This is a genomic window from Gilliamella sp. B3172 (genome assembly GCF_026536465.1).
Taxonomy (GTDB): Bacteria; Pseudomonadota; Gammaproteobacteria; order Enterobacterales; family Orbaceae; genus Gilliamella.
Window position 1 is genome coordinate 92,943 of record NZ_JAFNOA010000002.1, and the last position, 25,584, is coordinate 118,526.

At 35.3% G+C, this 25,584-nt stretch carries 16 protein-coding genes and 1 pseudogene; 16 read left to right on the plus strand and 1 reads right to left on the minus strand.

What is annotated here, in order from left to right; translation table 11 throughout:
* Positions 1–89 precede the first annotated feature (89 nt).
* Positions 90–3,437 carry a DUF6138 family protein gene (locus tag J3U37_RS03170; RefSeq protein ID WP_267373335.1) on the minus strand — a complete coding sequence of 1,116 codons (3,348 nt, stop codon included), beginning with the start codon at positions 3,435–3,437 and terminating at the stop codon, positions 90–92.
* 614 nt (positions 3,438–4,051) lie between these two features.
* On the opposite strand from J3U37_RS03170, the gene J3U37_RS03175 reads away from it, so the two are divergent.
* The 16 genes and pseudogenes from J3U37_RS03175 to celB all read left to right on the plus strand — a co-directional run bounded on the left by J3U37_RS03175 (position 4,052) and on the right by celB (position 25,520).
* A complete protein-coding gene (locus J3U37_RS03175) occupies positions 4,052–5,290 on the plus strand; it encodes an NRAMP family divalent metal transporter (RefSeq protein ID WP_267373336.1) in 1,239 nt (412 codons plus the stop codon).
* Between the two features lie 9 nt (positions 5,291–5,299).
* Positions 5,300–6,067: a LamB/YcsF family protein gene (locus tag J3U37_RS03180; protein WP_267373337.1), complete on the plus strand. Its 768-nt coding sequence runs from the start codon at positions 5,300–5,302 to the stop codon at positions 6,065–6,067.
* 102 nt (positions 6,068–6,169) lie between these two features.
* The gene (locus J3U37_RS03185) at positions 6,170–7,768 is read left to right on the plus strand and encodes a 5-oxoprolinase/urea amidolyase family protein (protein ID WP_416379980.1); all 1,599 of its coding nucleotides are present in this window, start codon (positions 6,170–6,172) and stop codon (positions 7,766–7,768) included.
* Entirely contained in the window at positions 7,761–9,506 is a 1,746-nt protein-coding gene (locus tag J3U37_RS03190; RefSeq protein WP_267373339.1) for an acetyl/propionyl/methylcrotonyl-CoA carboxylase subunit alpha, read from the plus strand. The genes J3U37_RS03185 and J3U37_RS03190 overlap by 8 nt, the downstream gene beginning before the upstream one ends.
* 745 nt (positions 9,507–10,251) lie before the next feature.
* The gene (locus J3U37_RS03195; RefSeq protein WP_267373340.1) at positions 10,252–14,664 is read left to right on the plus strand and encodes an autotransporter outer membrane beta-barrel domain-containing protein; all 4,413 of its coding nucleotides are present in this window, start codon (positions 10,252–10,254) and stop codon (positions 14,662–14,664) included.
* 213 nt (positions 14,665–14,877) lie between these two features.
* Entirely contained in the window at positions 14,878–16,119 is a 1,242-nt protein-coding gene (gene sstT, locus J3U37_RS03200; RefSeq protein WP_220219201.1) for a serine/threonine transporter SstT, read from the plus strand.
* A gap of 207 nt (positions 16,120–16,326) precedes the next feature.
* Positions 16,327–16,932, plus strand: coding sequence for a TetR/AcrR family transcriptional regulator (locus tag J3U37_RS03205; protein WP_267373341.1), 606 nt, complete (start codon positions 16,327–16,329; stop codon positions 16,930–16,932).
* Positions 16,933–17,132: 200 nt separating this feature from the next.
* Entirely contained in the window at positions 17,133–18,128 is a 996-nt protein-coding gene (locus J3U37_RS03210) for an MDR family oxidoreductase (protein ID WP_267373342.1), read from the plus strand.
* A gap of 427 nt (positions 18,129–18,555) precedes the next feature.
* Positions 18,556–18,783, plus strand: coding sequence for a ChaB family protein (locus tag J3U37_RS03215; RefSeq protein WP_065563083.1), 228 nt, complete (start codon positions 18,556–18,558; stop codon positions 18,781–18,783).
* Between the two features lie 122 nt (positions 18,784–18,905).
* Positions 18,906–19,192: pseudogene (locus tag J3U37_RS03220) on the plus strand (YciI family protein).
* 164 nt (positions 19,193–19,356) lie between these two features.
* Complete coding sequence (locus tag J3U37_RS03225) at positions 19,357–20,787, plus strand: 6-phospho-beta-glucosidase (RefSeq protein ID WP_220219205.1); 1,431 nt, start codon at positions 19,357–19,359, stop codon at positions 20,785–20,787.
* Between the two features lie 24 nt (positions 20,788–20,811).
* Complete coding sequence (locus tag J3U37_RS03230; RefSeq protein ID WP_220219206.1) at positions 20,812–21,129, plus strand: PTS cellobiose transporter subunit IIB; 318 nt, start codon at positions 20,812–20,814, stop codon at positions 21,127–21,129.
* Positions 21,130–21,299: 170 nt separating this feature from the next.
* On the plus strand, positions 21,300–23,309 hold the full coding sequence (locus J3U37_RS03235; protein WP_267373343.1) for a BglG family transcription antiterminator: 2,010 nt from the start codon (positions 21,300–21,302) through the stop codon (positions 23,307–23,309).
* A 14-nt stretch (positions 23,310–23,323) separates the two neighbouring features.
* On the plus strand, positions 23,324–23,662 hold the full coding sequence (locus J3U37_RS03240; RefSeq protein WP_416379981.1) for a PTS cellobiose transporter subunit IIA: 339 nt from the start codon (positions 23,324–23,326) through the stop codon (positions 23,660–23,662).
* 5 nt (positions 23,663–23,667) lie between these two features.
* Positions 23,668–24,156, plus strand: coding sequence for a hypothetical protein (locus J3U37_RS03245; RefSeq protein ID WP_220219208.1), 489 nt, complete (start codon positions 23,668–23,670; stop codon positions 24,154–24,156).
* Between the two features lie 14 nt (positions 24,157–24,170).
* Entirely contained in the window at positions 24,171–25,520 is a 1,350-nt protein-coding gene (celB, locus tag J3U37_RS03250) for a PTS cellobiose transporter subunit IIC (protein ID WP_267328706.1), read from the plus strand.
* Positions 25,521–25,584: the final 64 nt, after the last annotated feature.

The following is a 25,584-nucleotide window of genomic DNA, read 5'->3' on the forward strand; positions in this document are numbered from 1 at the left end:
AATACTTATCTTTTTTATATTTATTAGAATAATTTGAATTTATCCTGTTAATTGGGGCTTAAGCCCCAATTAGTAAGCCTTTTTAATAATTATAATTTGGCTAACTTTTCCTGCCAGTATTCTTGATATTGTGGCAGGCGTTTTTGTGCTGTTTGGTACACTTGTTGTAGTTCAGTAGTATCGATTCTTTGCAATATCTCCATGGCATAATCTAGTTTTTTCTGCTGTATATATGCCATAATCAGTAGTGAGGCATCATACACTTCGCCCATATCCGGCGTAATTTTTTCAAGTTGCTTGATTGCCCTATAATTATTATCATTAAAAACCCCGGCGGCTATAGCTTCATCCAAATACATCATACCGGGCTTGGATTTATCAATGTTTGGGCTTCCTTTGGGACTGTCGAAGTAATAGTGTTGTTTTCGCAGTGCGAATAATTTTTCCGTATCGGGGGCTTGTCTATTCATTGCAACAGCAATCTTTGCAAAATCCATTACTCCATAAATTAGCTGAGCTTGATTTGTTCCATAAATTCCCATACCCACTTGATAAGGTGTGCCACTAAAATCAATCACGACCCTTTTACCAAAACAGTAAGCTTTTTCAGCGCCCCAAAGGATAACAGAGCGAGTACCTATGTCATTTTGCACCCTACAATATTGGATAATAGCATCGAAAATATAGGGATTCGTTATCGTTAATGGCGCAAAAATAACTGCTCTCCATGAGGAATCATAAGTTTCCAATTCTCTAACATTAAACCCACGCTTTTCAGCTTCCAATGGCGTAATGACACAAGGTGGATTTTCGATAAAATCTTGCTCATCGATGATTAACGGTTTGGAATCGTTTTCATATTTAGGAGGGAGATTATAGATAATTGGTTGGCCGCTACCTTCTCCTTCTTTCTTAAGAGCTTCTAAAACTAAATTATAAAAATCAGCATAAATCAATTTCTCTTGCGGATCAGTCGCATTATTAAATAATTTTTTTAACTTTTTAAGACTATAACGAGGTTCACCAAAAAGATATTCTACTAAATCAGTCAATTTACAATATGGATTTTTTGGCTCGTTCATACTGTAATAATCCGTAAAACTAGCTAAATTTTGCGGAATTTTATAAAATTGACTGGATAATTCAGACATATGTTGACTTTGAGTTAATTGCAATAGCGCAATCGCAACCGCTGTTTCGGGCGTAATACCCCAATATTTTTCAAGAACAATACCAAAATTACATGCCAAATGTTCATGGTCACCATCGGTTTCATTTGCAAATTTTATTGCCATATCCATATGTTTTACATCCGTCATTGCCAAAGCAATGGCAGCGAATGTACCTGCGACAGAATTATCTTCATCTTGTAAATCAAAACTATAATCAAATTTATACATGGTTAAGTCAACAAACTCTCTTATTTTATCATGTAAACTTTCATACATCGCTGCTTTGCGGAAAAAGACATGTGAACAACAAGCTATCCCCCTCCCTAGCTTATATTCTTCAAAGTCTTCAAAGTCTTCAAAGTCTTCATAGTCTTCATAGTCTTCAATGTATTTAGCAAATTCAGAATAGTACTCAGGCTTGGCAACAAAATAAATATGAAGCCAATGCCCCTCGAATATATTTGAATAACCTTTTGCCATTAAACCATTTAAATAATCAAGCGCATCGGAATATGCCTGTTCACTTTCTTGTTTGAAGCGTAAGTAAATATCACCGCCCGTTGGCATGGCTCTGGCGATAATAGTATCAGTTTCACAAAATACATCAGTTTCAGTAAAAGTATCATAAAAACGTTCGGTTGCTGATTGATAACGTGAATCGTCTTTTTTTTCTGGCTTGCTATCAATAATGCCCAGCTTATCCCACTCTTGTTTTTGTATAATTGCTGGTTCATATCTTTCAGCTAAGCATTCAACACCGCTATAAGCATATTTATAATTAAAATTTTCCCATTCAAACTGTAAATAAACTAAACGCCATTCATAATCAAAATAGCTATATCTATTTAAAAGGGAACATCCTTCCGATTCAGCCTCTTTTTCACCTGAATAAAGATATTTTTTTAGTAATGCTAAAATTCTATCGGTATCATAATTATCAATAATGCCATTATAGGCAAAATATTCGTCAACCGTGTCAGTTAGCAAATCTGCATGATATTCTTCTGATTGCTCGAGATATTTTAGGTCGCTTTCAAGCTCAAATACCTTTGTTTGTCGGTAGGTTTGCTCTAGTGGTATTTCAATAAGAATATTATCTGTTTGGAAAAGGGCAATTTTGAAATATTTATTAGTCATATCACCAAAAAAACCATCATCCAGCATTTTCTGGAGTTTTTCGGTAAGTAATGGAACAAAATATTGATTATTTATCTCAACGCCATAACTAGTCCCATCATATTCTAGCTCATTTAGATTTTCTGAATAATAGCATTGGTAACTTCGCTCATTGAATAAAGCATATATTTCCAGCTTTTTATAATCAAAGGTAATATTAAAGCCACAAACATTTTCAGGTAACTTGTCAGCTGGAGTATTTTTTTCGTCTTCTGTTTGGGTAGTATCAAAAATGTGCTGTAATCCGTTAACTATTTTATCCACCATTTGTACCGGATAATCGGTAAGATATTGTTCAGCCAGCTGATGGATTGATTCGGAATGAGTCTGATAACGGTCATAAATATATTTCATCACACCTTGCGCAAAGATTTCTTGGAAGAGAATTTCTGGATCTCTGATTCTCAAAAGATAAGGAATGCAATCAAAGTGAATAGGTGATATTTTCTTCATAAATTTTGAAAATATCATTTGAAGCATATCTTTGATGAAAATTTGAAATTCATTATTGCTGGGGCTTAATGCTTTTAATTGTTCAAATGTCGCTTCAATATCGAACTGCACACCTTGCTTTATATAACTTCGTAACAATATTTTTAAATTATCAAATTCTTGTTCTTGTGGTGTTTTGGTTAAAGTCTCTTTTTTAATTGAAGTATTACTTTGTTTTGGTGGTTGTTTAACTGGAACAACTTCTTTAGGCGGAACCTTACGTAACTCTTCAAAATCAAATGCTACAAGATTCCTCCACGGTTTTTTTTCACCATCATCAATCACATCTTTGGGTGGAATGGGTTTTGGGTGGTATTTCGGTTTTGGGGCGTCGGCCATTTTGATGATTGTTTTTTCTGTGCAGGTTGATTGTTCAAGCGTTGGTGGGATCGCTTTTTCCTCATAGCCCTTTTTGATTTTCGATTTTATCAGTTTGTTGGCTTCTTTTTCCGCATCGGCAGGCGAAGAAAACGTTTTAACTTGTGTTTGTCCTTTTGTCCCTATCTTGCCGAATACTATGGTTAGTGATTCGTTTTGTTGGGTGATATACCAAAATTTATTCGACAAGGTATCTTTAAACTCTAAATAATGCTTCATTTCCCATATTCCTTAATTATAATTTTTGTTTAGTTCTTATAGATATATAAATAGTCATTAATACAACTTTTTGAGTGTATAAAATTTTGATTATAAAAACGACCATTATTTTCGAGGTCTCCTGGAAACACTTAGATGAAATGAGATGAGTTTTTGCATTAATTTCACATCATGTCTCTTTCTAGTATTTTAGGTGTGTGTGTAAGCCTTTCTAAATATTGATTATAAAAATGATAGTTGAATTAATTTTGTCTATTAATTTTCAATATATGAACATTCGAAACTGGTTTTTTTGAGGGAAGTTTCTATAATAACTTTTCGGATGAGTAAAGTTATAAAAAATTACTTTGCACTTTCTACAAGCAATATTGCACCAAAATTTAAATAATGATATTTATTGCCGCTTTTCAGGGCTACAATTAAACTGTTTTGTAGGCTTTCATTGAGTGTTTGGAATGTTTTTTAGCTAATAAATGCTGTTAATTCCTTCAATGTGGTTAATAATTTATATCAATACTCATTGTTAACCATTTTCATAGTTATTGGCGATAACTATGGTATGGAAATTGCAATTATTTGTTAACAAGCAAAGCAACTATAGAAGGAACAGGCATATGGAAAATCAAAATAGCCATAGTGCAGCCGCTTTTGTAAAAAATCGTCGGGCTTCTTTAATCAGTGCTATTTTTTTAATGGCAACCTCGGCAATAGGCCCTGGTTTTATCACGCAAACCGCCACTTTTACCGTAACATTAGGTAGTGCTTTTGGATTCGGAATTTTGGCATCAATTATTATTGATTTTGTTGTGCAACAAAATATTTGGCGAGTGGTATCGTTAACTAAAATGTACTCTTCAGATATTGCTAACGCGACAATTCCCGGTAGTGGTTACCTATTGGCTGTGTTGGTGATATTTGGTGGCTTGGTTTTTAATATTGGTAACATCGCTGGAGCAGGTCTTGGCTTAAATGCACTGGTGGGTCTTGATCCTAAATGGGGTGGGGCAATAAGTGCTTTATTGGCTGTTTATATCTTTTCATCAAGTAAGGCCAGTCATTTTATTGATCGATTAATGATAGGTTTAGGATTATTAATGATTGGCTTAACATTATTTGTGCTCTTTGCAGCGCATCCGCCAATCGGGCAAGCTTTAACGCAAACAGTCTTTCCTAGTAATATTGATTTTGCATCGATTACAACCATTGTAGGTGGTACTGTCGGGGGTTATATTTCTTATGCCGGCGCACATCGTTTGTTGGATAAAAATATGGGTGGTGTGCATAATATTAAGCCAGTATCGACGGCGGCAACCCGAGGTATAATTGTTGTTGGCATTATGCGTTACATTTTGTTTTTAGCAATTTTAGGCGTTGTGGCAAGTGGGGTGACAATCGATATTTCAAGTTACGCTGCCAATCCTGCATCGCAGGCTTTTCAAGCTGCTTTAGGTGAGCTTGGTTTGCGTATTTTTGGCTTAATACTATGGGCTGCAGCATTAACCAGTATTATTGGAGCAGCTTATACTTCAATGACGTTTATCACACCGTTTAAACGTAACATTACGAAAAAACAACGTCAAATGGCTACCATTGCATTTATTATCAGCTCTTTGGCTGTCTATTTAATAATGGGCACTGCACCTGTTGCATTATTGGTTTTTGCCGGTGGTTTTAATGGTTTAGTCTTACCACTAGGCTTAACAATATTTATTTATATAGGTTGGAAGCGATCCGATCTTATGTCTGGCTATCATTATCCTAGATGGTTAATATGGTCTGGTTTAATTGTTTGTATTATGACTTGGTATATGGGCGCAATGTCAGTTGTAACTATCTTTAATTATTTAAAATAAAGGATCAGCATGCCAGTTAATAAATTGATAGATTTAAATAGTGATCTTGGTGAGAGTTTTGGTCAATGGAAAATGGGTAATGATGAAGCGATACTCAAAATTGTCAGTAGTGCCAATGTAGCATGTGGTTTTCATGCAGGATCCCCGGAAGGAATTTTAAAGACGCTTAAAGCTGCTAAAGCCAATAATGTTAAGATCGGTGCACATGTCGCTTATCCTGATTTAGTCGGGTTTGGTCGGCGTAATATGGATCTCGCATCAGACGAATTAACCGCTGATGTGATTTATCAAATTGGTGCGCTCAAAGGATTAGCAACTTCAATTGGTGCCAGCGTTGACTACGTAAAACCCCATGGGGCATTGTATAATACTATGGCGCATGATAAGCGTCAGGCAATGGCTGTCATTGATGCTATTTGTTCACTTGATGCTAATCTTGTTCTGGTGGCTTTGGCTGGATCTCCCCTTATTAATTGGGCAAAGGAAAATGGTTTAAATGTTGTAGCCGAAGCGTTTGCTGATCGTGCATATCATGCTAATGGAACTTTAGTTTCTCGCCATGAAAAAGGCGCTGTGTTGCATGATCCTCAATTAGTAGCCGAACGTATGTTACAATTGGTGAACGAAGGTGGTTTGATGTCAATTGAGGGAAAATTTGTTTCGATTGATGCCAGTTCAATTTGTGTTCATGGCGATAGTCCTGCTGCGTTAGCGATAGCGCAAAGTGTTCGTGATAAATTTCAACAAAATGGTATAACTGTTTCTTCGTTTGTTTAGATTATTTATGGTTAGATTCCTTAAGGTATCTAAACTGCGACCTTATATATTTTGGCTTTTAATTATTGATGGATTTTCAGTTTTAGGCACTAGGAGTGTATGATGCGTTTTTTACCGGTTAATTTAGATGCACTAATGGTAGAACTAAATAGCCTTGAACAAACAATGGCGTTAACTGATCTATTGCATAATATGTTCAAACAATGGCATATCGAAGAAATTGTGCCAGCAGCGAGAACGATATTGATTCGTTTCAATCCTGTTCTTACTAATGCCTCTACAATTGCCAAACATGTTGCAACACTTGATATTTCAGCGGGAGTCATGCCTTCAGGTGAGTTAATTACTATACCTGTACAATATCAAGGCGAGGATTTAGCGGACGTTGCTAATTATTTAGGTATCACGATTAGTGAAGTTATTGAGCGACACACTGAGCACGAATATCAAGTCGCTTTTTGTGGCTTTGCGCCTGGTTTTGCTTATATGGTATCAAAAGGCGCTAATCTTAATGTGCCACGTCGCCAATCGCCACGTATCCGCATTCCGGCTGGTTCGGTAGCCTTAGCGGGAGAATTTAGCAGTATTTATCCAAAGACTAGTCCTGGTGGGTGGCAATTAATTGGAATTACTCATGTTGCGGTATGGGATCTACATCGAAAAGAACCTGCATTACTAAAGCCCGGTAGTCGAGTTAATTTTATTGATGCCAGTAAATCTGGGAAAATATACTCATTACCGATATCTAAAAAAGTTGAAGAAACCGATCATCAACAACACGATATTAAAATTCTACAGACTGGCTTACAAACACTATGGCAAGATGATGGTCGAATTGGTCAAGCAGCATTAGGCATTTCCGAGTCCGGAGCTATGGATAAAAGTGCGCTACATAGCGTGAATCGTGTAGTCGGTAATTCAATCAACACCCCGGCTTTAGAAATCACTCAAGGTGGATTTAAGGCACAGATAAACAGCGCCATGCTAGTTGCTGTAACAGGTGCTACATGTGACATTACGATTACTACTGCTAAGCAAGAAAAATATCACTCAAGAATGTATGAGCCGATTCAATTAGAAAAAGGGGATATTATTGAGCTAGGAAATTGTCAATGTGGCGTCCGTAGTTATTTTGCTGTACGTGGTGGATTTGAAATAGCCCCCGTTCTAACCAGTTGTTCATATGACACGTTGGCACAAGTGGGACCTTCACCACTGAAAAATAATCAATATTTAGCACTTAGACACAAAAAACGATTAAATGCTGTATCATTAACTCAATTACCTTTAGTTAATTATCCTACTTCAGATGATGTGGTTGAATTAGATATTGTATTAGGCCCTCGTACTGACTGGTTTACTCAACAGGCGATAACAAAGCTTTGTTCACAGCTATGGCATGTTACGCCGGCATCTAATCGTATTGGGCTACGATTATTAGGTGAAGAGCCATTGAGTCGTAAAATCCAGCAAGAATTACCAAGCGAAGGGACTTGTATTGGCGCAATTCAGATTCCAGCTAATGGCCAGCCAGTTCTATTTTTGAATGATCATCCATTGACAGGAGGTTATCCCGTCATTGGTGCAGTTTGTAATTATCATTTAGACTTAGCAGGTCAAATTCCTGTTAATGCTAAAATAAAATTTAATCCTATTGGAATGTTTAAAGAATTTATTGGGAGTTGTTCTGATCATGTCTGATTACAAAAAAATCACACATAAAGTGTTAATTGCTAATCGTGGTGAAATCGCGACTCGTATTATTCGTGCCTGTCGAGATTTGGGCTTTAAGTCGATTGCTATTTATGCTGATAGTGATATAGATTCATTACATGTCCAAATGGCAGATGAAGCTTATGGTTTATCCGGGACTTTACCCAGTGAAAGTTATTTAAACATTGAAAAAATAATTACTATCGCTAAAAAATCCGGTGCAACTATGGTGCATCCCGGATATGGTTTTTTATCCGAACGAGCCGAATTTGCCAAAGCGGTACAAGCAGCTGGATTAATATGGATTGGGCCAAATCCTGAAACAATTGAAATGCTCGGTGATAAAGTTCAGGCAAGGCAGATAGCCCTATCTGTTGGTGCTCCGTTAGTTTCTGGCACCAAGCAACCAGTTAAAGATGTAAAAGAAGTATTGGCGTTTGCTCAAGAGTATGGATTACCTATTGCGATCAAAGCTGCTTTTGGCGGTGGTGGTCGCGGGTTAAAAGTTGCATGGCAAATTGAAGAAGTTGAAGAGCTTTACCACTCAGCGGTACGTGAAGCGACAGCCGCATTTGGCCGAGGAGAGTGCTTTTTAGAACAATTTCTATATCACCCTCGACATATCGAAGCTCAGATACTTGCTGATACATTTGGTAATGTTGTTGTCGTTGGTACACGAGATTGTTCATTGCAAAGACGTAATCAAAAACTTATTGAAGAGTCTCCTGCACCTTTTATTTCTGAACAACTTGAGCAACAAATTATTAAAGCTTCGAAAGACATTTGTGTCAAAGCTAATTATGTCGGAGCGGGTACTGTCGAATTTTTATTAAGCCAGTCAGGTAAATTATCATTTTTAGAAGTAAATACGCGCTTACAAGTTGAACACCCTGTAACTGAAGAAACGACAGGTGTTGATCTCGTTGTTGAGCAACTACGCATCGCACAAGGTTTACCGCTGAGTATAGATCAAACACCGAAGCCCCGGTCACACGCAATTGAATTCCGAATAAATGCTGAAGATGCGGGTAACGGTTTTTTACCTACTTCAGGTATGATAAGCCTATTTGAACCGCCATCTGGTCCTGGAGTACGTTTAGATAGTGGTGTTAAAACAGGTTCAACGATTCCTGCTACTTTCGACTCTTTAATGGCTAAACTTATTATTACTGGGAATGATCGTAAGCAAGCAATTGCACGAGCACGTCGAGCTTTGACTGAGTTTAACATAGAAGGAGTGGCTTCAGTGTTACCTTTTCATCAAGCGGTCATTGAACATCCAGATTTTTGCCAACAATTTAATGTACACACTCGTTGGATTGAAACTGAGTTTAATAATGAAATTCAACCGGCTAAAAGACAAATCCCGCAAAATGAAGAAAGTATAACGCATACCTTTATAGAAATTGATGGCAAACGCTGTAAACTGGGGTTACCATCAAAATTGCTAACAGGCTTATCATTTCAAACTAATTCAACTATTGCCAGTTCTGAGCATTTAGATGTAAAGTATAACGGTATTATTGTGGTATCACCTGTTTCAGGAAACTTATTTAAATGGGTCGTTGAGGATGGGCAAATTGTTAATGAAGGCGAAGTTATTGCTATAATGGAAGCAATGAAAATGGAAGTAACCGTTATTGCTCATCGTTCAGGAACTTTAAAACAAGCAATCAAAGAAGGTGAGTATATTAACGCTGACTGTAAGATTGCTCAGATTGATTAATTTTTATTAATAGTTTGTTTAGCGACGACAATAATAATTATAATAATTTCTTGTTTTAATTATCGGCATGAGAGTTCATTTCATGCCAATTTTTCTCCCTTTTATTCTTAATAAAAAGTCACTAATTGTCTGTTTTAACCTTGGTATAGTGAAACATACAGGTTAGCTTATTTCAGCTCAACGATAAGTTAAATTAATCTTTATTTAATATTCTAGTTTAATTAAATATAGGATCTTTCACGTTTATTAAAACGAAATTTACACAATCATATGTAAATTTTTATAATTCTATTGCGGTTTTTATCGGTATATGGTACAAATATTAACCGATAGTTCATCTTTTAAAATGTTTAGTTCCCCCGTTATTTGCTGGACTGTCATTAGCTTTTCTTTTTTCCATCTTTAATGTTTATAAATGATTTTGAGCTTTGTTTATCAATAAAGTAATGATTGTTTTATCTATATACGTGTTATCCAAGTGACTTAAAAAATAAATCCAGTATTTATTTTGAAATTAAAGGGATCACATTATTCAAAAAATTCAATTAATTCAGTTTTTCATGTTTTTAAATTAAAAATTGGATCATAACCAATATAAGATTCAGTGAGAGGGAATATGAATAAAATAAATAAGTTAATTTGGAGCGCACGTTGTCAATGTGCTGTTGACAATTCAGGGAAGGCAAAATCTAAAAGCAAAGCTTTTTTACTTAATTTCATTACTACAACAAGCATTACATTAGCGATGACCAACCCAAGTTTTGCTCAATGTATAACTAATGATCCAAATAATCAGGCATGTACAGGTGATGTAAATAATACCAACGGCAATGGATATGAAAATACAGTCCCTTCTAATGTCACAAATTTTACTTTTATTCAATCTAATGGCTCTATTACAGGTAGTCAAAATGGAGTCGAGATTATTCACCAAGGCAATGGTATTTTGACTATCAATACGCTGGGGAAAATATTTGGTAACGGAGGGGATGGGATTAATGCCCAAAATAGTAGTAATTCACAAGATATCAAAATAACTCAATTAGTTAATGGTGAATCGAGAGGAAGTAAATCCGGTATAGCGGCAACTAATAACGGTAGAGGTTCAACAATCATTAATACTTCAGGTACAGTTGTGGGTAATCAAGATAATGGTATATCTGTACTCAATGGCAATCAAGCATCTGATGTGACGGTTAATCAGTCAAATGGGAATATTGAAGGTCATAATCGTGGGATAAGTGTTGAAAATCACAGCCAAGGTATATCCGAAATTATTGTTTCGGGTAAAGTAAATGGTTTAAGTAATGAAGGTATATTTGTAAAAAATAACACAGGCAGTAAAAATATTACAATCAATCAATATGACGATAGTAATGTAAGTGGTCAAAGTTATGGTTTAGCAACGTATAATAATGGTAATCAACAAACCGATATCACTATTGCCGGTAATGTTGAAGGACGTAATATGGATGCTATTTATTCAGAGTCGGCTAGTACAGCCTCAGATGTTTTTCTAACACAAATGGTTGATTCTGTAATTAAAGGTCATAATAACGGTATAAATATTATGAATAATGGCCTGGGAGCTAGCGATATAACAATTTCTGGTTCGGTAACAGGCGAGCAAATAGATGGTATTGTAGCGAAAAATCAGGCTAATACTACAACGGCTATGTCTTTAAAACAATTGAGTGGTAGTATTTTCGGTCATGTAAACGGACTTAATTTATTGAATAATGGTAATGGCGATATTGGCATTTTAACGAAAAATAGTATCCAAGGCGAGCAGCAAGACGGTATTATTGCTCAAAATGCGGCAAATTCCGGTAATATAAGATTAAATCAAACATCAGGCTCGATCAAAGGTCATAATAATGGCATAAATATCCTTAATAATGGAACAAAATCAACTTTTATCTCAACTTCAGGAACTGTTGAGGGAGAGCAAAACGACGGAATTAAAGTTATCAACAGTAGTCAAACCTTGAATGGTGTATCTATTATTCAGTCGAATGGTAAAATTCATGGTAACCTCAATGGTATAAATCTAGTCAATAATGGTCAAGGCAGTATCACTTCACTTGAGATTTCTAAGGAAGTTATTGGCGCTTCAAACGATGGTATCGTGGCAGTAAACGCTGACAAAACAGGGGATTTAAATTTTATTCAACCTTCCGGTAATATTACTGGTAGATTAAGAGGTGTTAACCTTCATAATAGTGGGACAGGTAATACTAATATTAACTTATTTGGTAATATCACTGGTCAAGTAAATGAAGGTTTAATAGTCCAAAATGGCATTGAAGCTAATAAATTAATCTTTATACAAGCGTCTGGTATTGTCACCGGTATGTTAAATGGTGTTTCACTTATAAATGGAGGCACTGGCTCAACCCAGATATCAACATCGGGTGTCATTGAAAGTATTCAGCAACATGGTATGTCTGTTGTAAATGCAGCCAACAGTCTTAATCTATCTTATGAGCAACAGTCTGGTACGATTTCTGGTTATTATAATGGACTAAATTTTACTAACAAGGGCATTTCTACTACTTCTCTGTCTCTGGCCGGTAATATTATAGGTAAAAATGCTGATGCGATTGTTGTTGAGAATGATATAACTACGGGTCAATTACATCTGGAGACCTTAAGTAATAGTTATATAAAAGGTCATAGCAAAGGTATTAATCTGATTAATAAAGGATCGGCTCAAACCGTAGTTGCCATTGCGAATAGAGTTGAAGGCGAGCTAGATGATGCAATTTATGTTTCAAATCAGAATAATACAACTGACTTGCTAGTTTCTCAAACAGGAACTGAGTTAATCAAAGGAAAAAAAAATGGTATAGAACTTGAAAACTCAGGATTAGGTCAAACTAAATTTATTGCACATAGCGGAGTCGTCATCGGTCAAGATGAGTCAGGTATCGTTATAACTCACAGTAACTTGAGTCATGATATCGAGGTTGATCAAAAAGCAGGTGTAATTTATGGTAAAAACAATGGTATTAAGATTAATAACAATGGGTTAGGTTCAACAAATATTAATATTAATGGTAATGTATATGCAAATGGGACAGATGCTGCCAATAATCTCGATGCGGGTATCTATACAACAGGTAAATCGGATACAACAACCAATATTAACCTTAACAATGGCGCTAATGTTTATTCAGTTCTTGGGACAGCGATAAAAAATGAAGTTACCAATTCTATAATTAATCTTAATAATGGTTCTAGAGTTAGCGGTAAAATTTTGCTAGGAACGGGTAATGATACGCTTAATATCAATGAAGGCTCCGATATCTCAGAATTAACCAAGATTGATGGTGGGCATCAATATATTCGAGCTGGTTCATCAAATGAAATAGATATACTTAACTTTAGCACTCATCTGACAGGATCTTCTGATTCAGTAGGTAGCCGTGGCGATATAGCGATTCTTGATTGGGAAAATATTAATGTTGGTACAAACGGCAGATTATCATTAACTGGTAATTTAAATACTGATAAACTTAAACTAAGTTCGAACTCTATTTTAGATTTTGTCCCAACGTTACATCAAGCTACAGTAAGTGGCGATGTTTATAATAGTGGTACTATCGCGCTGAATAATAACTATACTGGCGATAATCTTACTATAACAGGTAATTATATTGGTGATAATGGACAGCTTTTGCTTGATACAGTGGTGCAAGATAGTAATAGCTTAACCGATAAGTTAATAATTGGTGGAAATGCTTCAGGAAACACATTAGTTAAAATAACCAATATTGGTGGATTAGGTGCAGATACAGGCACAACTAATGGTATTGAAATTGTCAATGTAAATGGAGTGAGCTCGAACGATGCTTTTAATTTAGATGGGACACATTTAGATGTCGGCGCTTATGAATACTATTTACATAAAGGTGATATTAATCAAGAAAATAACAATTGGTATTTACGTTCTTACAAACCAACCAATCCAACCAATCCAACTAATCCAACCAATCCAACTAATCCAGTAAATCCAGTAAATCCAGTAAATCCAGTTAACCCGGTAAATCCAGTTAACCCGGTAAATCCAGTTGACCCGGTGAATCCAGTTAACCCAGTAAATCCAGATAAACCAAACCCACCAGTAAATCCAGATAAACCAGAACCACCGGTTAATCCGGATAAACCAGAACCACCGATTAACCCGGTTTCACCGAGCAAGGTTGCTTATCGTAAGGAAGTGCCAATGTTTGCAGCTGTTGCTGCACAATTACGCCAAGCTGATTTGATTATGCAAGCGAACATGCATCAACGTATAGGTAATACCTTATTAGGGGATTCTCGTATTAGTTGGGGGCGAATTATCACTGAGAGAACTGATATAAAACAAAACGGCATAGCAAATTCGCATAGTAAAGGCAATTACGCCGGTTTACAAGTTGGTAGTGATATTTGGAAAGATGAAAATAGTTATTGGCGAGCTGGGGCATATTTCGGATTTTTACATGGTAGTTTAGATATAAATGGTTTTGCTAGTACAATTAACGGTCATGCAGGCAAGAATAAATTAAATTCCTATTTCTTAGGTGCGTACGGTAACTACATGGATGATGAAGGAACATATTTAGATTTGGTCTTACAAGGCGGTCGTCATAAAGTTGACATCAAACCAAATAGCAACAAGAACAGCTCTGAAAAAGGTTACGGTATAAGTGTTTCTGCTGAAGCAGGTAAACCATTTGATTTGAATTATTATGATTGGCGAATTGAACCTCAATTACAAATTATTCATCAATGGCTAGATATTAATAATAGTCATATCAGTGGTAACACTACCGTTAAACAAAGTCATAACAATTCTTGGCTTTTTCGAGTGGGTGCGCGACTTGAAAATCATTTTCAGACAGAATCTGGAACGTTGCGTCCTTATGCTCGTATAAATTTATACTATTCACCCGATGGGGCTGATCGTGTAACGTTTGAAAGTCCAAGTGTTGCTACTAAGTTTAATAGTGGTGCCGGTTACACCAGTACAGAACTTGCTATAGGTGGAAGTTATGAGTTTAATCGTGATGTCAGTGCCTATACGGAAATTGGTCATATTTGGTCTAATAGTGGTGATGCAAATGTGAAAGCGCCAATTAATGGTTCAATAGGTATTAGAGCTAACTGGTAACATAACTAGCAAGCTAAGTTTTTAATCTAACTGACCGATACTTTATATAATTAAGGTATCGGTTTTTTTTATTGATCCATATTTAAGGTAATTAATCTTAATAATTAACCAAAGTTATATATAAAAAAAGATTATGATAAATTTTTTTTCTACAAGTTTATATCTTATTTGTGTTAAGGTTTGAGCTTCATGTTAGAAAAATAGGGAAATACCATGACTCACTCAACCAATCCTTTGATACGTTTTTACTTTAAAGTAGGGTTGATTCCTCAAATCTTATTGGGCCTGATTTTAGGTATAACACTGGCTTTTTTTTCCAAAGATACTGCCTTAAACATGTCGTTACTCGGTGGGCTTTTCATTAATGCGTTAAAATCAGTTGCGCCAATATTGGTATTGATTTTAGTTATCGCTTCAATATCAAACCATCAACATGGCAAAAAAGCGAATATGGGGACACTTTTATCACTCTATTTCGCTGGAATGATATATGCTGCTCTATTAGCCACCTTAGCAAGTTTTTTATTTCCATCTCAAATTACATTAGGTAATGACATTGAGCAAATTAAATTAAAGCCTCCTAGTGGCATCAAAGATGTTTTAATAACTTTGTTAGATAAAATGATAGATAATCCGGTTAATGCGCTTGTTAATGCAAATTATATTGGTTTAATCATTTGGGGCGTCGGTATTGGACTTGCATTAAGACATGCAAGCGAATCAACAAAAATCATGATGAATGATCTCTCATATGCCATTTCATTTATTGTCAGAATTATTATTCGTTTTGCACCTTTAGGTGTGTTTGGATTAGTCTCATCCACATTGGCAGAAACCGGTTTTGATGAGTTATATAAATATGCGCATTTATTAATTGTGCTTGTATCATGTATGTTTATTGTTGCGTTGGTGATTAATCCACTGTTAGCATTCTTAGTCATGCGTAAAAACCCTTACCCATTGGTCTTTACATCATTAAAAGAAAGTGCCATACCTGCATTTTTTACCCGTAGCTCTGCGGCAAATATTCCGGTTAATATTGAAATTTGTAAACGATTAAAAATGGATGAAGATACCTATTCAGTAGCCGTGCCTTTGGGAGCTGCAATCAATATGTCAGGCGCTGCAATAACCATTACTGTTTTGACTTTAGCAACTGTTAATTCAATGCCTAACATTCATGTTGATATCTATTCTGCGGTATTGCTGTGTATTATTACTGCAATTTGTGCTTGTGGCGCATCTGGTATAGCGGGCGGGTCATTATTGTTGATTCCGGTCGCTTGTAGTATGTTCGGTATACCAAATGAAATATCTGCCAAAGTTATCGGTATCGGTATTGCAATTGGTGTTATTCAAGACTCGGTTGAAACCGCACTGAATTCTTCAAGCGATGTAGTTTTTATTGGTGCAGTATCCGAAGCATCAAAAAATAAAAAAGTCGCCGAAAAATAGTATCACAATTAATAAGATTGAATGATTTTGAAATACATTTTTAATATCGTTCAATCTTTAATTTAAGAGCTTATCAACATTATCATTGTAATAACTTTACTCAAAATTCTTCTTCATTTTATGGTAATAAATAAACTCATTGCTTTTGCTAAAGTGACTATTTATTATTGAGCGCAAGATTATTATTGATAGTGGATCTTATTTGTCATGTCATTTCAATCAACCACAAAAAAAGAAAATGGAACAAAAGCGGCATTGATTCGAAGCGGTGTCGAGATGATGACAACTTACGGTTATGTTTCATCGAATATTGAAAGTATCTTAAAACAAGTCGGTGTTCCCAAAGGATCTTTCTATTATTACTTCAAAAGTAAAGAAGAATTTGGACGGACGATTATAGCCAGTTATGATAGCTTTTTTGCTCATAAATTAAATAAACATTTAACAAATATGTCAATTAACTCCCCATTAGCAAGAATTCATGCCTTTTATGAAGATGCTAAAAAGGGAATGGAAAAATATGATTTTAATCGAGGCTGTTTGATTGGTGAACTGATTCAAGAAGAATCATTACTTCCCGGTGGTTATGCTTTGCTGTTGGAGCAAATCTTACAAAGCTGGCAAACTAAGATTGAAAATTGTTTATTACTTGCGCAGCAATCAGGAGAAATTAATACTCATACTGATTGTAAAGCACTGGCCGCTTTTTTTTGGATTGGTTGGGAAGGGGCAGTAACGCGTAGTAAATTGGTCAAAAACTCAACACCACTCGATCTTTTTATAGAGCTTTTTCTAAATAAAATAATTTCTTAATACATCTTTTGAATGTTATGTTTATTCCTATCGCTATGTGAAATAAATTGTTTTTACTGTATTGTCTTTTACTAGACGATCGGTCTATAATTCCTAGACCGATCGTCTATAAGGAAAATCATCAGGTTAGTTCAATATTTAACTTGATGAATTAAGCAAATGAACCAACTTTACATTTAGATATGTAATAAGGAGTAAGCATGTCATTTAAAGCTATTTTGTTAGATAAAAATGATACTACCGGTTTTTCGGCCTCTATAAAAACAATTGATAAACAACTGCTTGTTACTCAACAAGGTGATACCTTGGTTAAGGTGCTATATTCAAGTATTAACTATAAAGATGCTTTGGCGTTAACCAATAAAAGTCCTGTTGTTAGGCAATGGCCTATGGTGCCAGGTATTGATGGTGTGGGTACAGTTATTGAATCTAGCAATGATCGTTATCATGCTGGTGATACTGTTATTTTAAATGGTTGGGGATGTGGTGAAACCCATTGGGGGTGTCTGGCGCAATATGCTTACTTAAAATCAGATTGGTTAATTCCATTACCCCAAAATATCACACCCTATCAATCGATGATTATTGGCACCGCCGGATATACTGCTGCATTATGTGTAAAACGTATTGTTGATTTTGGGATAAAACCGCAGAGCGGAACTGTACTTGTGACAGGGGCGAGTGGCGGAGTTGGCTCAGTTGCGGTAGCATTATTAAGCAAATTGGGTTATCAAGTTACTGCATCAACAGGTAAATTAACTGACAAAGAATATTTACACAAACTTGGTGCCAGCAATATTATTGATAGTAAACAGTTGAAAGAGGCGGGTAAACCTCTACAAAAAGAACAGTGGTCAGCCGTTGTCGATGTGGTTGGTTCTCATACCTTAGCTAATGTATGTGCCCAAACTCAATATGGTGGTATTGTAGCCTGTTGTGGGCTAGCACAAGGAATGGATTTCCCGGCAACTGTCGCACCTTTTATTTTGCGCGGGGTAACATTGGCAGGTATCGACAGCGTAATGGCAAGTTATGATAATCGTATTGCCGCATGGAACTTATTAGCTCAGTATTTAGATGATAAAACTTTGGCTCATATAGGCAATACTATTCGTTTAGACGAGTGTGTTGATACTGCGCAGAACATGATAGCAGGACAAACCAAAGGTCGTTTTGTAGTAGATGTGAACAAATAAAATAACTTTATATTGAACTTCATACAGATTTTTGCTGTGTTATTGACCGCAATTTATTTTTTATTTAGATTTGTTGGCATTCAATGATTAGCAAAATCGTCACCTATGCAAAACAGGGTAGCTAAATTATTTACTGTCAAGTATTTAGCTACTTTGCATGTGTTGGACATTTTCAACTATTCAATTGGATAGTTTTGTTAATTACACTAAAGGTTAGCTATTTGGATCTTATTTTTAGCCAAAATACCGCAATGGTGAGCTAGCTGATAAAAGTAAAAAATAGAGTGATTAACCAAAGCAAATTAAAACTTGTATTCTTGCCAAAAAGAGACTAAATTTTAAACGTATTTTGATTTTGTAGCAGCTTTAACTTTTACCGTTTTTAAATTTTCATTCATGTATGACTAATTTATAGAGGAAATGTTATATGCCATATCAAACACGAGATGATTTACCCGAATCTGTACGCCATGTTTTACCCGAACATGCTCAAGATATTTTTAAAGAAGCTTTTAACAATGCCATAAAAGAGTACCAAGATCCCAAGAAAAGGCGAGATAAAAGTTCGCCAGAGCAAATCGCATTTAGAGTGGCGTGGTCAGCTGTAGAAAAGGTTTACCGCAAAAATGAAAATGGTCAATGGGAACGCAAGTAAAAACTCAATACTATAAATGCTATCAAGTCCACAACTAAGTTATTATAGATATGGATTTATTAACAATATGAATAGTCAATAAAAACTAGCTATTAAGCTGGTTTTTTATATGGAGAATTATTATGTTTATATTCACCCTCACTTATATTAAACCCATTAATGAAGTTGAAAAAATTTTTTACAGCAGCATATCGATTACCTTGAAGAGAATTATCGATTGGGACATTTTATTGCTTCAGGCCGAAAAGTGCCACGTACTGGTGGTGTGATACTTTGTCGTGCTGAGAATAAAGAACAAGCGTTAACTATAATGCAAAAAGATCCGTTTTATATTCAGCAAATTGCCCAGTACGATATTATCGAATTTGTACCGTCCAAATATGCCACTGGTTTTGAACAATTTATTTAGTTAATAATTACGGTAAGCGCAATTTAATTTTTTTAAGCATCACGCTTTTATATCTATTTTCTTTGCTTATATTTTCCTGATCAATACGGAAAAAGTTGGTTAGTAATTCAAATTTTTTCCTTTTATACTGAATTTAATCTCTCATTTAATACAGGTATTTGATCATGAATAATAAAGGTTTACCAAAGGATTTTTTATGGGGTGGTGCGGTTGCTGCACATCAATTAGAAGGCGCATGGCAAGCCGGAGGAAAAGGTATCAGCGTTGCTGATGTCATGACTGTTGGTTCCCCAAAAAGTTATCGAAAAATTACCGAAGGGATAATAGAAGGTGAGTATTATCCCAATCATGAAGCTATCGATTTTTATCATCATTATAAAGAAGATATTAAGCTATTTGCTGAAATGGGTTTTAAATGTTTTAGAACTTCGATTGCATGGACTCGAATTTTTCCTAAAGGTGATGAACTGGCACCCAATGAAGAAGGCCTAAAATTTTATGATGATTTATTTGATGAATGTTTAAAATACAATATTGAACCAGTTGTTACCCTCTCACATTTTGAATTACCTTACTATTTAGTTACGGAGTATGGTGGTTTTCGTAATCGTAAATTAATTGATTTCTTTGTGCGCTTTGCAGAGGTCTGCTTTGATCGTTACAAAAATAAAGTCAAATATTGGATGACGTTTAATGAAATCAATAATCAAGCCAATTTTGATGAAGACTTTGCCCCGTTTACTAACTCTGGTATCTACTATAAAGCTGGCGATGATCGTGAACAAATAATGTATCAAGCAGCACATTATGAATTGGTCGCTAGTGCAAAAGCTGTCCAAATTGGTCATGCTATCAATCCTGATTTTCAAATTGGTTGTATGATTGCCGTTGTTCCAATCTATCCGGAAACCTGTAAACCAGGTGATATCTTAATGGCTCAAAAAGTCATGGAACGTAAGTATTTCTTTACTGATGTTCATGTTCATGGTCAATATCCTAATCATATTATCAAATACTGGCAACGCAAAGGCTTTAAATTAGACGTGACAAGCCAAGATCTCGAAGTATTAGAAAACGGTACAGTCGATTACATTGGTTTTAGTTATTACATGTCTAATGCGATTAGAAAAAAATCAGATAACTATGAATATAACGAAAAAACCGATTTAATTGGTAATCAATACGTTAAAAAATCTGATTGGGGTTGGCAGATCGATCCGGAAGGTTTGCGCTACACATTAAACTGGCTAACTGATATGTATCACTTGCCGCTTTTCATCGTGGAAAATGGTTTTGGTGCTTATGATAAAGTCGAAGCCGACGGTAGTGTCCATGATACGTATCGGATTGAATATTTACGTGAACACATTAAACAAATGAAATTAGCGGTGGAAGAAGACGGCGTGGATCTAATGGGCTATACCCCATGGGGATGCATCGATTTAGTATCAGCCGGAACGGGCGAAATGGAAAAACGTTACGGATTTATCTATGTTGATAAAGATAATAAAGGTAATGGAACGTTAAAACGTAGCCGTAAAGATTCATTTGCATGGTACAAGAAAGTCATTGAATCAAACGGCGAAATCTTATAATGGATCACTCTTTTAGGAGAAACTATGAAAAAAGCGTTAATTATTTGTGCCGCAGGCATGTCTTCCTCATTAATGGCTAAAAAAGTAACAGAATATTTTGCCAGTCAAGGCAAAGAAATCGTATTGGACGCAGTATCTGCCACGGAAGGTGGAAATATGATTAAAGACAGTGATTTTTCGCTCTTTTTAATTAGCCCCCAAACGATGATGATGCTCGATAAATTTAAAAAAATGGGAGATGAAGCAGGTAAGCCGGTGGTAAGCATTCCTTTCCAAGCTTATATACCAATTCAATCAGGTATTGAGCAACTGGCTAAATTAACAGAGGAAAATCTTAAATAATTCTTTGTCACTATCCTATCAGTTTAACGATAGGATTTGGGCACTGTCTATTGATGATGCTTCATAGCAGTGCCTGATTATCTTACTGGATGTGAGAACTTATCTTAACGATAAGAGTAATTGCAATATTATTGATAATATCGTTTTAGTGACTATAGGTATGGATGATAATGATCAAAAATAAACAACGTGATCTTATAAGTTTATTAGTTCGTTCTAAAAACCTTTTTAAGAGCAGTGCTACATTGGCAAGTGAATTATCATTATCCGATCGGACTGTACGTACTTATCTCAATGATCTTAAATCACTCATTGAAAAAAATGGTGGATTGATAATCAGTAAGCAAGGTTATGGTTACCAGCTGCAAATTAAAGATAGAACTGCATTTAATCAATTTTTAATTGAACACCATTTGTTAGATCGCAGTGAGGAACAATCAAATTACCGTGAATTGAGTCAAAGAAGACACTATATTCTTAATCTGCTTTTATTAGAATGCCAAAAAATTGATATCGAGACTTTATCCGAACAATTATTTATTAGTTCATCGCAGTTAAATAAAGATATCCAAGAAATTAAAAATCAACTCCAATCTTTTGAGCTTACCATAAAAAAGAGTAAATCTTTGCTTTCTGTTGAAGGCGACGAAAAAGCAAAAAGACACTTTATTATGAGCTATTTTTTTCATGAAGAGTCGATTAACTTTTTGCAACGCTTAACGTATTTCAATAAGTTTGGTGATGCAATTTGCTTTGATACCTTAACCATTATCATCTTAGATGAATGTCGTGAAGCGAATATCAAATTATCTGATGTTATGATGCAAAACATCGTACTTCATCTGTCACTGAGTATTAAACGTTTACAATCAGGACTTTCAATACAAAATCTTGATCTGCCAGATAAAGCTAAAGAGAGCTTAGAATATCAAGTTGCTAAAAAAATTATTGATAGGGTTGAAACGGTTATCGGTTTTCATTTTCCAAAAGAAGAGCAGATGTATTTGACTTTACATTTAATGAGTAAGTCAAATTTAATTCAGCAAGATTTAGATTCAGAACTCTATTTATCGCTTAGCAATTTACTTATTAAGATTCAACAAGAGACCGGTTATCGGTTTTATAAAGATGAACAGTTAAAAAAAGGGCTAATTCAACATTTAAAGCCAATGTTAGTCCGATTAGAGCAGAAAATTAAGTTAGAAAATCCATTGCTAAATGAAATTAAAGCCAGTTCGCCGGAGCTCTTTGAACTGGTAAAACACTACCTTAGCCAATTGAGTAATTTAGCTCGCTATACCATTCATGATGATGAATGGGGGTATTTAACACTGCACTTTTTAGCTTCCATTGAAAAACTCAAAAATGAACAAAAAGCAAAAGTATTGATTATTTGCGCTACCGGTTTAGGCAGTGCGCAATTACTCAAAAATCGGATTGAGAACGAGTTTGATGAACGTATTAAAATTGTTGCTACCCGCGGTTACTATGAAATAGAACCAGAAATGCTTGATGAAATTGACTTTATTATTTCATCGGTTGATCTCTCATCAAAAGTTTTTAAAGTTCCGGTATTTCACGTTTCAGTCTTTTTAACCGAACAAGATGTACAACAAATTCGCCGCTATCTTGCATCACGCAGAGTGCAAATATCGGTACGTAAAGATCTACTTGCAACATCTAATCCAACCAGCACACCGGAACATTTAGTACATATAGAACAAATTGTCGATGATTTATTGGCAGATTACTTTATATGTTGTCATCAAGCTAAAAATAAAGAGCAGATACTTAATCGATTACTTGATCGGTTGGCGGTAAATGAAGCATGTGGCTACAGGCAAGAAATGATAAAGCAAATTGAAAATCGTATGACATTAGGTGATATATTTTTTAGTCCAACTATTGTCGTTCCGCATCCGGCAATTGCTGTAGGCCGGTTATCTAAAATTGGCATCGCCGTCTTACCAAATGGTCTAAGTTGGGATGAACATCATCCTAATATTCATTTCATATTTATGATTTCGCCTTCAATTTATCAAAATACCAATCTAGCTATGATGACTAAAGCCATCGTTAACTTGATAGATGATCAACAAATGCAAGAAAAATTATTAAAGACACAAAATTTTGACCAATTTAAACAACTTTTTATTCAACTCATTGAAAAAGGGGCATAGTTATGAACGAGGAAATGAGCACCGAGGAAATTCAACTTATCGCATTTAATATTATTTTGCACAGTGGTAATGCCAAAACAAAGATCCATGAAGCGTTTAAGGCGATGAGAAAAGCTGATTTCACAAACGCAAACCAATTACTTGAGCAAGCTAATGAGGAAATTTTGGAGGCACATAAATCGCAGACAGGATTGCTGCAAGATTATGCCAATGGCATGCAGATCAATATGGAAATTATCATGGTTCATGCTCAAGATCATTTAATGACAACAATGACAATGCGAGAAATTGCTATTGAGATGGCTAATCTATACCAGCAAAACCAAGAGCTTGCTGAAAAACTAGCGAGGTGAACGCAATGACGTCAAAACAATTGAAAATGCAACAAAAAGTTAGTTTAACCAACCTTTACTATAATCGGTTTTTAGCTATTCGTTATAGTACTGCCTTTTTCTTATTTCTTAATCTGTATTGGTCTGTTTTTCTACTTGGTTCATTCTCAATTGCAGGTATTTTGCCGGTGGCGTTGTTTTTGCTGGGTGCTTTAACAGCTTTTGAACAAGTTAAGCTGTACCGTAATCATGATAATCGTCTTCCCTATGCAAACGTCTTTTTCTCTGCGGTTTTTATTGCCAGTGTTTTTTTGATGATTGTGGTTAATACCTCATTATTTCATTTCTTTTTTCCATTTTTCAAAAATACTCAGCAGGTTTTAAACACAATTATGTTAGTTCTATCGGCTTGCTTATTAATTAGCTTTTTGATTATCAGAAAGATTAAAAAAATTCAGCGTAATGAGGATCGACTTTATCAGAAAATTCAGGCTTACCAACAGGTTATTAATTAAATGAGGATAACAAAATGAATACAGGATTTGTAATATTGCAGAAATTTTTAATGGCGCCAATGGCAAAAATTTCGCAATTTAAAATTGTAAGAGCTGTCATGGCGGCAGGTATGGCTTCAGTTCCTTTTTCAATCGTCGGATCAATGTTTCTCGTATTCAATACATTACCATTAACATTTACCGGGTTAGAAGGCTTTTTTGAAAATACCTTTTTTAGAGTTAGTGACCTGTACATGATTGCGAATACTGCGACAATTGGTATTTTGGCGCTGTATTTTAATTTTGTTGTCGGTTATGAACTGACCAAAATTGAAGCTGAAGAGACTGGGCTAAAAGTCAATGCGCTTAATGGCGCTATGCTATCTGTTTTTGCTTTTTTTATGACAATACCCGAATTAGTCATGCAAAATGGCATTATTTCGCTACTCACAGATGAACCTAATTTAGTTTACAATGGTCTTCGCTTACAACCTTTTGTTTTTCGTTTAGGCACTTCTGGCATATTTATTGCGATTGTCATGGCGATTTTAGCGACTCATCTCTACTTTTTATGTGTTCGACGCAATTGGGTGGTTAAAATGCCTGAAACTGTGCCACTAGGCGTTTCGCGATCGTTTACCGCACTAATACCAACTTTTGTTATCGCTTTTACGGTAATCATTCTCAATGGTATTTTAATCTTTTTAGGTACGGATATTTTTAATATTGTTGGAGTTCCATTTACTTTTGTTACTAATTTAACCAAAAGCTGGTTGGGTGTAATGGTAATTCTGTTTTTGATTCACGCTTTATGGGTTGTTGGGATCCATGGTGCAAGTATTATTGGTGCGTTTATTACCCCAATTATGTTAACCAATATGGATGAAAACGTATTAGGGGCACATATTCCGTTTGCCGGTGAGTTTAATAATTCACTGGTTATTTTAGGGGGATCTGGATCAACATTATTAATGACGTTCTTTATTGCCTTTTTTGCCAAATCCAGTCAACTAAAAATACTCGGCCGTGCTTCAGCTGTACCGGCAATCTTTAACATCAATGAGCCTATCATTTTTGGTATGCCAATTGTTTATAATCCTTATTTAGCAATCCCTTTCTTTTTAGCGCCTATGGCATGTGGTACTTTAGGTTATTTTGCCATTAATTCGGGGCTGATTAACCCAATTATCGCATTAGTTCCTTGGCCATCACCAATGGGACTTGGTGCCTTCATCGGAACTGGTGGGGATATTAAAGCGGCTTTTGTTGCAATTCTTTCGGCTATTTTAGCGCTATTAATTTATTTACCTTTTGTTAAGTTATATGACAACAAACTTTATAAAGATGAACAGGGTAAACCGATAGTAGAAGAACAAACCGCTTAACAATATCATTTATAACAGGAGTGTAGATCTTTGATTTAAAAGATTTACACTCATTTTTATAATC

What these genes read in the sequence shown, in the direction of transcription:
- J3U37_RS03170 (WP_267373335.1), bottom strand. Translation starts at nt 3,437, where the DNA reads ATGAAGCATTATTTAGAGTTTAAAGATACCTTGTCGAATAAATTTTGG.
- J3U37_RS03175 (WP_267373336.1), top strand. Translation starts at nt 4,052, where the DNA reads ATGGAAAATCAAAATAGCCATAGTGCAGCCGCTTTTGTAAAAAATCGT.
- J3U37_RS03180 (WP_267373337.1), top strand. Translation starts at nt 5,300, where the DNA reads ATGCCAGTTAATAAATTGATAGATTTAAATAGTGATCTTGGTGAGAGT.
- J3U37_RS03185 (WP_416379980.1), top strand. Translation starts at nt 6,170, where the DNA reads ATGCGTTTTTTACCGGTTAATTTAGATGCACTAATGGTAGAACTAAAT.
- J3U37_RS03190 (WP_267373339.1), top strand. Translation starts at nt 7,761, where the DNA reads ATGTCTGATTACAAAAAAATCACACATAAAGTGTTAATTGCTAATCGT.
- J3U37_RS03195 (WP_267373340.1), top strand. Translation starts at nt 10,252, where the DNA reads ATGACCAACCCAAGTTTTGCTCAATGTATAACTAATGATCCAAATAAT.
- sstT (WP_220219201.1), top strand. Translation starts at nt 14,878, where the DNA reads ATGACTCACTCAACCAATCCTTTGATACGTTTTTACTTTAAAGTAGGG.
- J3U37_RS03205 (WP_267373341.1), top strand. Translation starts at nt 16,327, where the DNA reads ATGTCATTTCAATCAACCACAAAAAAAGAAAATGGAACAAAAGCGGCA.
- J3U37_RS03210 (WP_267373342.1), top strand. Translation starts at nt 17,133, where the DNA reads ATGTCATTTAAAGCTATTTTGTTAGATAAAAATGATACTACCGGTTTT.
- J3U37_RS03215 (WP_065563083.1), top strand. Translation starts at nt 18,556, where the DNA reads ATGCCATATCAAACACGAGATGATTTACCCGAATCTGTACGCCATGTT.
- J3U37_RS03225 (WP_220219205.1), top strand. Translation starts at nt 19,357, where the DNA reads ATGAATAATAAAGGTTTACCAAAGGATTTTTTATGGGGTGGTGCGGTT.
- J3U37_RS03230 (WP_220219206.1), top strand. Translation starts at nt 20,812, where the DNA reads ATGAAAAAAGCGTTAATTATTTGTGCCGCAGGCATGTCTTCCTCATTA.
- J3U37_RS03235 (WP_267373343.1), top strand. Translation starts at nt 21,300, where the DNA reads ATGATCAAAAATAAACAACGTGATCTTATAAGTTTATTAGTTCGTTCT.
- J3U37_RS03240 (WP_416379981.1), top strand. Translation starts at nt 23,324, where the DNA reads ATGAGCACCGAGGAAATTCAACTTATCGCATTTAATATTATTTTGCAC.
- J3U37_RS03245 (WP_220219208.1), top strand. Translation starts at nt 23,668, where the DNA reads ATGACGTCAAAACAATTGAAAATGCAACAAAAAGTTAGTTTAACCAAC.
- celB (WP_267328706.1), top strand. Translation starts at nt 24,171, where the DNA reads ATGAATACAGGATTTGTAATATTGCAGAAATTTTTAATGGCGCCAATG.